This is a genomic window from Nonomuraea turkmeniaca, assembly GCF_005889735.1.
GTDB classification, from domain to species: domain Bacteria; phylum Actinomycetota; class Actinomycetes; order Streptosporangiales; family Streptosporangiaceae; genus Nonomuraea; species Nonomuraea turkmeniaca.
Genome location: NZ_VCKY01000094.1, coordinates 25235 through 38263, shown reverse-complemented (window position 1 = coordinate 38263; position 13029 = coordinate 25235). Strand labels below are relative to the sequence as shown.

Sequence of the window (13029 nt, the reverse complement as noted above, 5' to 3'; positions counted from 1 at the left end):
CTGTGTCCCTATCGGCAGATGGGTATAAGAGACAGAGATGACCGTCACCGCAACGGCGCCGCCCCGGTCCACGGCCGCGGCCTCGTACAACTCGGTGGGGATGGCGCGCAGCGCGGCGTACAGGATGATCATGTTGTATCCGGTGAACTCCCAGGTCACGATGTTGGCCACCGAGCCCAGCATCACGTCGCTGCTGAGCAGGTCCGGCGCGGGCAGGCCCAGCGCCTCGGCGAGCTGGGTGATCGGCCCGAACTGCGGGCCGTACAGGTAACTCCACATCAGCGCGGCGATCACGCCGGGCACCGCGTACGGAACGAAGATCCCCAGCCGGATCACCCGCGACAGCCACATCGCGCCGCTGTCCAGGGCGAGGGCGAACAACAACGCCAGCCCCAGCATGATCGGCACCTGGACGAGGAAGAACCGGCTCACGCGCAGCACGCCGTCGAGCAGCCGCTCGTCGCTCAGCGCCTGGATGTAGTTGTCGAGACCGGCGAACCTGACACCGCCGATCAGCTGCTCCCGGAACAGGCTCAGATATCCGGCGTACGCCAGCGGCGCCACGAGCATGGCGACGAACATGATGAGGAACGGCGCGATGAAGAGGTAACCCGCCCTGTCCCGGCGGGCGCTCGCCCGCCGGGACGGCGGCGCTGTCATGACGCTCATCGCGCGACCTTGAAGCCCTGCTTCTCGGCGTAGGTGGTGATGGTCTGCTGCCACTGGTCCAACCCGGCGGCCGGGTCGGTCTTGTCGGCGAGCGACTTGCCCACCGTCTCGTTCCAGTCGTTGTTGATCTGGTCCATGAACGGCAGCCAGGTGAAGTCGGTGGGGACCGTGCCGCTGATGTCGGCGAACACCTTGTTCACCTGCTGCCCGCCGTAGAAGTCCGATTTCTGCTCGACAAAGGCCGGGTCGCTCAGCAGCGCTTTGGTCGGCGGGTACAGGAACTGCAGGGTCGTCAGCATCCTGGCCGACTCGGGGTCGGTGTTGAGGAATTCGGCGAACTTGGCCGCGGCGATCGGGGTCTTGGTCGTCTTGACGACGGCGCTGGTCGAGCCGCCCCAGTTGCCGGATTTCTGGTCACCGGCCGTCCACTGCGGCAACGGCGCGACACGCCATTTCCCGCGGGTCTCCTTGGCGCTGGTGGACAGGAAGAGCGGGCCCCAGGCGGCGGTCAGCCAGGTGGCGTACCTGCCCTTGTTGAGGGCCTGGAACCACTGGTCGCTGAAGTCGGCGTCGGTGGACACGAGGCCCTCCTTGACCAGGCCGCTCCAGTAGGAGGCCAGCTTCTTCGACGTCTCCCCGGCCACGTCGACGGAGACCTGGTCGGCGCCCTTCATCTGGAACGGCTTGACGCCGGCCTGCCACATCAGGCCCGTCCAGATGGAGTTGTGGTTGGTGGGGAAGTTGGTCAGGTACACGCCGGGGTCGGCGGCGTGCAGCTTGCGGGCCGCGGCGGCGAACTCGTCCCAGGTCTTCGGCGGCTCGATGCCGTGCTTGTCGAAGATGTCCTTGCGGTAGAGCATCCCCATCGGCCCGGTGTCCTGGGGGATCGCCCAGACTTCGCCGTTCCTGCCGCTCACCTGGCCCCACGCCCAGTCGACGAACCGGTCCTTGAGCGCCTCCGCGCCGTACGGCCGCAGGTCCAGCAGACTGCCGGTAATGGCGAAGCCGGGAATGTGCTGGTACTCGATCTGCACCACGTCCGGGGCGCCGCTGCCGGCCTTGAGCGCCGTTCGCAGTTTCGTGTACTCCGCCTGGCTGTTACCTGCGTTGACCACCTTGACGCTGATGGCGGGATATTTCTTCTGGAACAGCGCTACTTCCTTGTCGATGTCGGGCAGCCAGGTCCAGAACGTGAGCTCGGTCGGCGTCTTCATCGCCTTGTCGATGTCGGCCTGGCTGATGGCGGCGGGTTTGCCCTGGCCACCGCCGGTGCCGCCGGTCGTGCCGCCGGTCGTGCCGCCGGCGCATCCGGCGAGGAACAGGGTGGCGGCGGCTCCCACGGCGAGCCGCCTCATCCGCGGCAAGGTCATCTCTTACTCCTTGGGGGATTGGTCGACCGGCGTAGCACGAGCTGCGCCGGCAAGTCGTCGACGGTCGCCGAGCCTGTGGCGTTCTCGATCTGGTGGACGAGCAGGTCGAGCGCGTGCGAGGCGATCGCCTCGAAGTCCTGGCGGATGGTGGTCAGCGGCGGCGACAAGTACGCCGCGGCCGGGATGTCGTCCATCCCGACGACGCTCACCTCTTCGGGGACGGCGCGGCCCGCCTCAGCCATGGCCCGCAACAGGCCGATCGCCATCTCGTCGTTGGCCACGAACACCGCGGTGACCTCGGGGTCCGCGGCAAGTCGCCGGCCGGCCTCGTAACCCGAGGCGGGCGACCAGTCACCTTCAATCGGCGGTGGCGCGGCGATCCCCGCGGACTCGAGCGCGTGCCGCCAGCCGCGGGCCCGGTCGCGCGACGCCAGCCACTGACCGGGCCCCGCGACATGCCAGACGGTCGCATGCCCCAGGCCGAGCAGGTGCTCGGTGGCGAGCCGGCCGGCATCGAAGCCGGATGCTCCGGTGACCACCAACCGGGGACCGTCGAGACCAGGGAACCTGCCGAAGCTGAGCACGGGGATGTCCGGGTCGATGCGCAGTTCCTGCCCATCGTCTATCGGCTCGGACAGCACGATGCCGTCCACACCCTGGTCCAGCAGGGACTCCAACGCGCTCATGATGTTGTCCGGTCTGCCCTCGAACGTGTGGACCACGCTGAACGCGTAGCTCGTCTCCCGGGCCCGCCGCTCCAGCGCGACCAGCAGCGCCGAGGGCCCGTACAACGAACTGCCGAGCGAGACCATCCCGATGCGCTGGAAGCGGCCCAGCAGGAGCGCGCGGGCCGCGGTGTTGGGGCGATAACCGAGCTCGCGCGCCACCGCGAGAACCCGCTCCCGAACGTCGGCGCTGACGTACGGCTCGCCGTTCATGACACGCGAGACGGTCTTCTGCGAGACGCCGGCGCGCCGCGCGACGTCGGTGCTGGTAGGGGCGCGGCGCCTGGCCTCCGACATGAGGGCTCCTCGATCCTGCCTACGTAGTCAGACTGGCGGACATTCCGCCTGACTACGTAGTCATGCGGAATGTCCATTTACTCTCGATTCCGGCGACACCTCTTGTCAAGGGTTTGTTTCACGCACGTTTCCGCGCTCATGGCCACCAACCCCGCATGCGCCGGCTGCGACAGCTCGGGCGCTCCCAGGCCCTCCACTCGCCGGGTGGCCCTGTTGTCGAAGCGCTTCTGTGTTGTCGCGAGACTAATGACATGTTTCCGACTGCACAAGGGATATCTTTAACGAAAGTTTCTCTCCAGTGAGGCATTGACAGTTCGTCAGGCTCGTGACAGCTTCGATGCGCTTCGCTGACCACTCTCCCATCGAGCCTGCTTAGAGGTCTGACACGTGCGCTCCCCGTCTCTGTCCGCGGCCGACACGGTCCCCTTCAGGGACCCCGCACTGCCGATGCGCAAGCGCGTCGACGATCTACTCGGACGGTTAACCCTCGACGAAAGAATCGCGATGTTGCACCAGTACGTGCCTGCCGTGCCGCGTCTGGGCATCGCCTCGTTCCGCACCGGGACCGAAGCCCTGCACGGCGTGGCGTGGCTGGGAGTCGCGACGGTGTTTCCGCAGGCAGTTGGCCTGGGGGCGACCTGGGACGAGGACCTGGTGCGGCTGGTCGCGGAGGCCATCTCCGTCGAGTTGCGCGCCTTCCACCGGCACCGGCCGCCCGTGATCGGTTCCGGAGCCAACAGCTTGCAGGCGTGGGCTCCCGTGGTGAACCTGTTGCGCGACCCGCGCTGGGGGCGCAACGAGGAGGGTTACTCCGAGGATCCGGTGCACACCGCGCGGCTCGGGGCGGCCTTCTGCAAGGGGCTGGGCGGTGACCATCCGGCCTTCCTTCGTGCGGCCCCGGTGCTCAAGCACTTCCTCGCCTACAACAACGAGGACGACCGGTGCGTCACCTCGTCCGGCGTCCGTCCTCGTGTGCTGCAGGAATACGATTTGGCGGCGTTCCGGCCGATCGTCACTGCGGGCCTGGCCGCCGGCGCGATGGCCGCCTACAACCTGGTCAACGGCCACCCCTGCCACGTCAGCCCGCTCATCGAGAGGGAACTGCGGCACTGGGCCGGAGACCGAGAACTCTTCGTCGTCAGCGACGCCGAGGCGCCCTCCAACCTGGTCGAGCTGGAGCACTACTTCGACGACCACGCCGAATCCCATGCCGCCGCGCTCAAGGCCGGCATCGACAGCTTCACCGACCACGGCGAGGACAGCGCGACCCCGGTCGGCCGGTTGCGTGAGGCCTTGGAGCGCGGACTGATCGGCGAAGAGGACATCGACCGCGCGGTGCGAAGGCAACTTTCCTTGCGCTTCCGGCTCGGCGAGTTCGACGCGGATCTCGACCCGTACGCCGGCATCGGTCCCGAAGTGATCGACTGCGCCGATCACCGGGCCCTGGCCTTGCGCGCCGCGACCGAGTCGGTCGTGCTGCTGAAGAACGACGGCCTGCTGCCGCTGGCTGGCGCCCCTCGCGTGGCCGTCATCGGGCCCCTGGCGGACACCCTGTTCGAGGACTGGTACAGCGGCACCATGCCGTACCAGGTCACCGTCGCGGCAGGGCTGAACGAGGCGCTCGGCGAGGTCGTCCGCGTGGACGGCGCCGACCGGATCGCGCTGCGCTCGCGCTCGGGCGGTGAGCTGGTGGTCGATGTCACCGACTGGGGCGCCGGGATGCTCACGTTGCGTGATCCCGCCACCTGCCGCTACTACAGCCTCCAGGAGGACGGCTCGCTGGGCGCCGATCGGGAGATGATCAAGACCTGGTTCGTCAACGAGACCTTCCACCTCGAACCTGTTCCTGGTGGGGTGCTGCTGCGCAACGTCCGTACCGGCCGCTACGCCGCGGCCGATGGCCGGTTCACCGCCGAAACCGCCGCCGACGCGGAGCGCTGGGAGCGGGAACTGCTCCACGACGGGACGGCGGAGGCGCGCGCCGCGGCCGAGGGCGCCGACGTCGCCGTCGTGGTGCTCGGCAACCATCCGCTGATCAACGGCCGCGAGACGGAAGACCGCCGGGATCTCGTGCTGCCCGCGGGGCAGGAGGCGCTGCTGCGCGCGGTCGCCGAGGTCCGCCCCGAGACCGCGCTCGTGGTCATGAGCAGCTACCCCTACGCCCTGGACTGGGCCGACGAGCACCTGCCCGCCGTGGTGTGGACCTCACACGGCGGGCAGGAAACCGGCCGGGCGGTCGCCTCCGTGCTGCTCGGCGCGGCCGAACCGGGTGGCCGGTTGCCGCAGACGTGGTACCGCGGAGCCGACGAACTCCCGCATCCGCTGGACTACGACATCATCAAGGCGGGCTGGACCTACCAGTACCATCGGGCCGCACCGCTCTACCCCTTCGGTCACGGCCTTTCCTACACCGAGTTCGCCTACAGCGACCTGCGGCCGGCTCCGGAGAGCGTCTCGGTGACGCTGACCAACACCGGAACCCGACCGGGAACCGAGGTGGTACAGCTCTACATCCGGGCATTGAACGCGCGTTACGAGGCTCCTCTGCTGCGGCTCGCCGACTTCAGCAAGGTCACGCTGGCTCCGGGCGAGAGCCGGGAGCTCAGCTTCCGGCTGCCGGCCGAGCACTTCGCCCACTGGGACGTCGCCGGCAGCGCGTTCACCGTCGACCCCGGCGACTACGAGTTGCTGGTGGGCCGCTCCGCCGGTGACATCGCGCTGACCGCCCCTGTCGCGGTGGGCGGTCCCGTCCCAGGGCCGCGCATCGTGGTCGACAGGACCACCTCGGCGGTGGACTTCGACGACTACACGGGCATCACCCTGGTCGATGCCAGCCGTACAACCGGAGATGCGGTCGCTCCCTGCGACCAGTCTGCGACCCTGATCTTCCGCTCCGCCGATCTGTCCGGCGCGGTCCGGGTCGAGGCCGAGGTCGCCGGCGTGGGGTCAGGCCGGCTGGAGTTCCTGGCGGGTGACCGGCTCCTCGCCGAGCTCCCGGTGCCCGTCACGGGGAGCGGCTACGCATGGACGACCGTCGAGGGTGACCTGTCGGCGGAGGGTGTCCACGACCTCCGGGTGACCCTGCACGGCGACATCCGGCTCGCCGCGTTCCGCTTCGGCTCCTGAACCTCGGCCCCGGTCCCGGGCTCTTTCCCGCCTCGTCGCGCAGCGCGCGCGGCGAGGCGCCGAGCTCGCGACCGCAGGCCTTGTTGAACGCCTGCAGGTCCGGGAGGTCGTGGCGGCGTCGATCTCGTCGCCATCGATGGTGGTCACCGGTCCGGCTTTTCGACCGTGACCAGCACTTCGACCGGCACGCAGTCTGGGGCGGTGGCGAGCAGGCGGATGTTGCCGGGCGCGGTCGGCTTCAGCACGGCGAGCGCGCGGCCCTGGTAGGTGTGGCGCTCGGTCGCGTCGAAACGGTCCTTGGCCGACGGGTCGGCGCTGCCGAAGCCGATCAGCGTCCCGTCGCCTGAGACGTCCACCCGCACGGGCCGGTCGGCTGCGGTGTGCACTGTTCCGGCCGGATCGACCAGGGTGAAGGTAATGTAGGCGAGGTCGCCGACGTCGGCGGTGATGACCGGCCGATCTGGTTCGGCGTGCAGCGCAACGGAGCCGGACGCGGTGCGCAGCATTTCGCGGCCGGATTCGACGCCGTCGCGGTAGGCGATCGCGAGCAGTTCGCCTGGTTCGTAGGCGGTCTCGAACTCGGTGCGGAAGCGGTGCTGTTCGCCGACCGGGTCGCGTCCGAGGGAGCGGCCGTTGACCAGCAGTTCGACCTCGTCCGCGGCGCTGTACACCTCGACGATGATCGGGGCGGTTTCGTGGCCGGGCCAGGTCCAGCTGGCGATGGTGTCACTCCAGGCCCAACGGCTGCTCATGACGGTCTTGCCGTGGTGTTGCGGCCGCTGGACCGCGAGGTAGGGCCGGCCGCGCAGGCCGAAAACGATCTCCCGGTAGTAGGAGGCGGGGAGCCGGTGGCCGGTGATGTCGAGGTCGCCGCAGCCGGCCAGCAAGGAGGGATACGGCGCGGTGAACGTGGGATGCGGAGTGTCCGGTGTGGAGTATTGCGGCCGTCCGATGCCGACCTCCCCCAGGTAGTCCCAGCCGGTCCAGGTGAAATCGCCGATGACATGGCTGTGCTGCTGGACCAGTCGCCAGTTGTCGTCAATGCGGGTCGGAAAGGTCTCAGTGCCCAGGATGATCCGGTTCGGGAACAGCGTGTGGTCGGTCGCGTAGCGGATTTCCGAGTAGTTCATCCCGGCCACGTCGAGCATGCTGTAGGTCTCGGCGGTGCGGGTGGTGACCAATTCGGAGCCCGCGACGGCGTTCACGTCGAAGCCACTGTCGGCCATGAGGGTGTTGATGCCGGTGCCCTCCTCTCCCTGGGCTCGCAGGTCAGTGAGATCGGGCAGCAGGGCCAGCAGGTTGTTGACCGCGTTGGTGAGGAAGCGGGTGTCATCCAGCGCACGAACCTTCTCGGCGAGTCGGCGACCCCATATCGCCCCCGTGGCTGAGCCGGCTTCGGGGATCTCGTTGCCGAGGGAGTAGAGGACGACGCTGGGATGGTTGTAGTCCTTGGCCACCATCGCCTCGATATCGCGTTTCCACCATTCGGGGAAGTCGAGGCTGTAGTCGAACGGATTCTTGCCCCAGGTCCACATGTCGAACGCCTCGTCGACCACCAGCATGCCGAGACGGTCGCAGGCGTCGAGCATCGCCGTGCTCATGGGATGGTGCGACATGCGGATCGCGTTGAACCCCGCGTCCTTGAGCAGCCGCACGCGGCGCTCCTCGGCTCTCGCGAACGTCGCGGCGCCCAGCGGTCCGTTGTCATGGTGCACGCACGCGCCGCGCAGCTTGACCGTCTCGCCGTTGATCCGCAACCCGTGCTCGGGGTCCAGGCGCAAGGACCGGATGCCGAAGGTGACCTCCGCGGCGTCGATGTCCGTGAGGGAGACCGCGCACGTGTACAGGGCGGGCGAGTCCGGGCTCCACAGCGAGGGGTCGCGGACGTAGAAACGCTGGCGGGCGACGGCCGGTTCGCCGGGCTGCACGGTGACCGGCGCGGTATCGGACGCGACGACGGTCCCCGCGGCATCGCGGATCTCGGTGACCAGTTCGACGGTGCGGATGTCGATGGAGTCGTTCTCGACCGTGGTAGCGACCTCCACGACCGCGCGTTCGGTGTCGATGTCCGGGGTGGTGACCTGGACGCCGTCCGGCCTGATGCGGACCACGTCGCCGATGAGCAGCCAGGTGTCGCGGTAGATGCCCGCGCCGGAGTACCAGCGCGAGTCCTGGTGGGTTCGGCACTCCACCCGGATCTGGTTGTTCTCGCCGAACCGCAGGAACCGGTCGGCGTCGATGAAGAACCTCGAGTATCCGTACGGGCGTTGCCCGGCGTAGTTTCCGTTGATGAACACGGTGGCGTCCCGGTAGACGCCCTCGAACTCGAGCATGATCCGCTTGCCCCGGTGCTCCTCGGGTGTGAAGAACGTCTTGCGGTACTCGTACGCGCCGCCGGGGAAGTAGGCGGTCGCGGCGCCGTCCATGGTGGCCTCGCGGTCGCGGGTGAGCATCGCGTCGTGCGGCACTGTCACCGGCTGGAACGGAACCGCGGTGCCGGCCAGTTCGGCGAAGGGATTGACCTTGGGACGGAACTGCCAGTTGTCGTTGAACGATGCGCGGATCACGTGTCTCCCTCGGGGGTGAGAGCTTCCTGAAGATCAAAATGACTGGTGGGACCTGTGGGTTGCCCGGGGGTGCGCTCCTGCCTATGGGCCTCCTGGGCCTCGCGAACCCGGCGTACGATCCCTGGTCACGTCGCCCGTCGAACCAAGCCGATCAGGCCGGTGCTGCGGGCCGACCTCTTGCCGCCCCAGACACGATCACCATCGTCCGGATGAGAGACGTGGACGGCCAGCACGGAGACGGCACCTGACGGCTCCAGATCCTTGACCCGATGGAGCACCGGATCGCCGTCGAGGGTGACAGTGCCGATCAAAGGGGATCGTCACGGTCACCCGCGTCGCCTGACCGCGTCGGCTGCGGTCACGTCGCGGACGGTCCGCGCCGGCATCTGCGTTTCGGTCCCGGCAGGGCACGGGCGGGGAGAGGCGGTGGAGCGCCGGACGACCAGGCTCGGAATGACCGAGAAGTGCGCGGCGGAGGTGCGGCCTTCGATGCGTTCGAGCAGCAGTCGTCCGGCCGTGCGGCCCATGACGACTCCGTCCTGGTTGACGGTGGTCAGCGCGATGTTGGGATGAGCGGCCAGCTTGGTGTTGTCGTAGCCGGCCACGGAGACGTCGCCCGGGACGGACAGGCCGGCTTCGTGCAGCGCGGCCAGGACGCCGAGGGCCGCCTCGTCGGAACCGGCGAAGATCGCGGTGGGGCGTGGCGAGCGGCCCAGCAACTCGCGGGCGCCATCGTAGCCCCCCTCCTCGGTATACGAGGTCGTGGCAACGGCGATCTCGCCGGCCAGGTCATGCTCGCGCATCACGCGCTCGTAGGTCTCGGCCCTGATCTGGGGCGTGCGGTCGGCGGCCTGCCCGTGCTCCTTGTCGAAGGTGATGTGCCCGATGCGCCGGTGACCGAGCCCGATCAGGTGTTCCATGACGAGCTCCGAGCCGACCCTGTCGTCATCGACGATCGAGTCATAGGCCGGGGACCGGTCGTGCCTGCCGAGCACCAGCGTGGGGATCTCGCGGGCCACCTGCTCCAGATGCGTGCGAGCGGCGAGCGGGGCGATCATGAGGATGCCGTCCACCTGCCGGTCGATGAGGGCGTCGATGGCTCGCTTCTCGGTCTTGTCGCGTGTGCCGCCCTGGATCATGATCGCCTGATACTCCGACTCGGCGAGCTCGTCCACCAAGCCAGTCACGATTTCGGCGTAGAACGGGATCCCGATGTGCTGCATGAGCACCCCGATGGTGAAGGCCCGCCCGCGCAACGCTCGCGCGGCGGCCTGGGGACGGTAGCCCAGCTCATCGATGGCCCGCTTGACGCGGTCACGCATGGCCTGGCTGACCCCGTAGTCGTTCCGGATGACCTTCGACACCGCCGCCTTGGACACCCCGGCGTGTTTCGCCACGTCAGAAATGGTCACTCTTCGTCGCCGCTCAGGCGCGACCATGGCATCCCCTTCTCCAGCTGAGTTCTGCCGAGCCTACGATGCCGCGACCGTCACCCATGTAGACCGGTCCATGAAGCATAACGAAAGATCCAGAAAGACGCGGCATCAGCGACGAGTAATGTCGTAGACCGGTACACATTTTTCCTTGACCTCCGCGCGGCGTAACGGCTACGTTAACTCGCACTCGGGGCCCGCCCGGCCCCTCTACCAGCCTCTTCTGCGGCACCGACACACGATCGAGAGACGAATGCACACCTTCCCCAACGGCTTCCTCTGGGGCGCGGCGACCGCACCGCACCAGGTCGAGGGCGACAACGTCAACAGCGACTTCTGGGCGCAGGAGGAGCACGTGGACGTGCGGGGCTACATCCACTGGAGCCTGCTCGACAACTACGAATGGGGGCACTGGGACCCGACGTTCGGCCTCGTCGCCGTCGACCGGGAGACGTTCGAGCGCCGGCCCGAACCGAGCCTCGCGTGGCTGGGCGGTGCCGCCAAGGCCAACGCCGTCTGAGACGACGGACCTGCGGCGGTCCCTGCATCACTGCAGCCGAGATTCACGATCTAAGGAAAAGGCGAGGATGTCCGAAGCAATCAACCGGCGCCGGCTCGTGCGACGGCACAACCCCGTGCTGACGTCCGCGCACCCCGCCGACGTCCTCACGGTCGGCAACGGTGACATCGCGCTCACGGTCGACATCTCCGGACTGCAGACGTTCCCGTCCTTCCACGAGCTGGTCCCCGATCCGCACCGCGTCGTTCACGACGGGCTGTCCGGTCTGCCCGAGCAGCGTCCGCGCGCCTTCGACGCCGACGACTTCCAGATCCCTCTGCGCACGCAGTCGACCTGGGGCTGGTACGAGACGCGCACCGACCGGAAACTCCGGCTCGAGGACGCGACCACCGTGTACGAAACGTCCCGCGGCCCGGTGCCCTACCTCGACCGCATGGGTCTGCAACGGCCCGGCGACCCGATCGCCGAGGAGTTCGTCCCCGGCGCGTGGCACCACTTCACCCCCCGCCGCGCTCACCTCGGCCGTCTCGCCCTGGTCCGCCCCGACGGGACGGGGCCCGACGACCCGGCCGCGCTGACCGACGTCCGCACCGAGCTCGACCTGTGGACGGGAACGATCCAGGCCGAGTACGTGCTCGACGGCGAGCGCGTCCACGTCACCACCGTCGCCGATCCACGAGAGCACCGCTTCGCCGTGCGCATCGAGTCCGGCCTGCTGCTCCGCGGATGGGGCGTGGCCTGGGTGTTCGACGAACAGCCCGACGACCTCGCCGCCTTCGAACTCCCGCTCGCGCAACAGACGGTCTGGAACCAGCACACAGCGGGCCACTGGAACGCACGACGCACAGTGGAAGCGCTGACCTACAGCGTCGCCGTCCGCACCACCGGCAGCCTGCGGGAGGAAGCGGAGTCCGCCGTCGCCCGCGCAGACGCCACCGTTCTCGAGGTCGTGGTGACCCTGACACCGGATCATCGCCGGCCGCAGGACAAGGACAGCTTCTCCGCCGTCAGCCGATCCGCGACGATCTGGTGGGCGGAGCACTGGAGCACCGGCGCCGCGATCACCCTCGCCGGCAGCACCGACGCGCGCGCTGCGGAACTCGAACGTCGCATCGTCGTCTCGCAATACCTCACGGCCGTCAACAGCGCCGGCGTCACGCCTCCCGCGGAGTCCGGTCTGACGTACAACACCTGGTCGGGCAAGTTCCACCTCGAGATGCACTGGTGGCATGCGGCGCATTTCCCGATGTGGGGCCGGGGGCAGCTGCTGGAGCGCAGCATGCGCTGGTATCACGGCGCCCTGGAGGCGGCGAAGGCGACCGCCCGCCGGCAGGGGTATCGCGGGGCCCGCTGGCCGAAGCAGACCGACCCGTCCGCGCGCGAGTCGCCGAGCAACATCGGCGTCTTCCTCCTGTGGCAGCAGCCGCACGTGATCCACCTGCTGGAGCTGCTGCGCGGCGAGGGACGTGCCGAGTCGTTCCTGCGCGAGCACTACCCGCTCGTCGAGGCGACCGCCGACTTCATGGCCGACTTCGCCGAGGAACGCGACGGATCGTTCTGGCTGCCGCCTCCGCTCATCCCCGCGCAGGAGAGCTACCTCGCCGACCGGGCGACGAACAGCGATCCGACCTTCGAGCTGGCGTACTGGTCATGGGCGCTCAGCGTGGCGAACGAGTGGCGAACCGGGCTCGGTCTCGAACCGAACGAGGAGTGGGACGAGGTGGCGCGGAACATGAGCCGGCCCGCGGTACTGCCCGACGGAACCTACGCCGCGATCGCGACGCCCCCGCGGCTCATCCGAAAGGATCACCCGTCCATGCTCATGGCGTTGGGGTGGCTGCCGGACACACACCTCGTGGACCCGGCCACGATGTCGGCGACGCTCGATGCCGTATGGGAGCACTGGGACCTACAGTCCAGCTGGGGCTGGGACTACCCCGTCATGGCGATGACCGCAGCCCGCCTCGGCGACGTCGGCCGCGCGATCGACGCCCTCCTGCTCCCGTCGCCCAAAAACGTCTTCCTCCCCAACGGACACAATCCGCAAATGCCGGGATTCCTCACCATTTATCTACCGGCAAACGGAGGACTGCTGGCCGCGATGGCGCACATCGCCACAGCGGTGAACCAGGGGGCAGGGCTTCCCGACGGCTGGCTGATCACATCAGAAGGGCTGGGCGCGCTTCCCCGCCCTCGCGTCCTGTCCACACCTGAATAGCTACGGAAGGGAAATAGTCAGCCGACTGGCAGCAGCGACACGGTCGGCGACAAGTCATAAGAAAACACATCAATGGCATCGTACGGCGTCCACCGAAAGTGCCG

Annotated in this window: 9 protein-coding genes; 3 read left to right on the top strand and 6 right to left on the bottom strand. The window is 68.3% G+C overall.

Features of this window, described 5'->3' with window-relative positions:
• The 3 genes from ETD86_RS26130 to ETD86_RS26120 form a co-directional block, all read right to left on the bottom strand.
• A partial coding sequence (locus ETD86_RS26130; protein ID WP_211370315.1) for a carbohydrate ABC transporter permease occupies positions 1-669 on the bottom strand: 669 nt, incomplete at its 3' end.
• On the bottom strand, positions 666-2039 hold the full coding sequence (locus tag ETD86_RS26125; RefSeq protein ID WP_170223270.1) for an ABC transporter substrate-binding protein: 1374 nt from the start codon (positions 2037-2039) through the stop codon (positions 666-668). The genes ETD86_RS26125 and ETD86_RS26130, both read right to left, overlap by 4 nt.
• Positions 2036-3061, bottom strand: a complete 1026-nt coding sequence (locus ETD86_RS26120) for a LacI family DNA-binding transcriptional regulator (RefSeq protein WP_138668805.1) — start codon at positions 3059-3061, stop codon at positions 2036-2038. Before ETD86_RS26120 ends, ETD86_RS26125 begins: the two co-directional genes overlap by 4 nt.
• 387 nt (positions 3062-3448) lie before the next feature.
• Between ETD86_RS26120 and ETD86_RS26115 the strand changes: the two genes are divergently transcribed.
• Positions 3449-6187 (top strand): glycoside hydrolase family 3 protein, encoded by a 2739-nt coding sequence (locus ETD86_RS26115; protein ID WP_246148179.1) that lies wholly within the window; start codon positions 3449-3451, stop codon positions 6185-6187.
• Between the two features lie 143 nt (positions 6188-6330).
• Here the strand turns inward: ETD86_RS26115 and ETD86_RS26110 are convergent, their stop codons facing one another.
• From ETD86_RS26110 to ETD86_RS26100, 3 genes are all read right to left on the bottom strand, one after another.
• Entirely contained in the window at positions 6331-8754 is a 2424-nt protein-coding gene (locus ETD86_RS26110) for a glycoside hydrolase family 2 TIM barrel-domain containing protein (protein ID WP_138668804.1), read from the bottom strand.
• Positions 8755-8879: 125 nt separating this feature from the next.
• Positions 8880-9065 (bottom strand): hypothetical protein, encoded by a 186-nt coding sequence (locus ETD86_RS26105; RefSeq protein ID WP_138668803.1) that lies wholly within the window; start codon positions 9063-9065, stop codon positions 8880-8882.
• Positions 9066-9080: 15 nt separating this feature from the next.
• Positions 9081-10151, bottom strand: a complete 1071-nt coding sequence (locus ETD86_RS26100) for a LacI family DNA-binding transcriptional regulator (protein WP_246148178.1) — start codon at positions 10149-10151, stop codon at positions 9081-9083.
• Positions 10152-10440: 289 nt separating this feature from the next.
• On the opposite strand from ETD86_RS26100, the gene ETD86_RS58330 reads away from it, so the two are divergent.
• Complete coding sequence (locus ETD86_RS58330; protein ID WP_246148175.1) at positions 10441-10707, top strand: family 1 glycosylhydrolase; 267 nt, start codon at positions 10441-10443, stop codon at positions 10705-10707.
• A gap of 67 nt (positions 10708-10774) precedes the next feature.
• Positions 10775-12925: a hypothetical protein gene (locus tag ETD86_RS26090; RefSeq protein WP_138668801.1), complete on the top strand. Its 2151-nt coding sequence runs from the start codon at positions 10775-10777 to the stop codon at positions 12923-12925.
• Positions 12926-13029 lie beyond the last annotated feature (104 nt).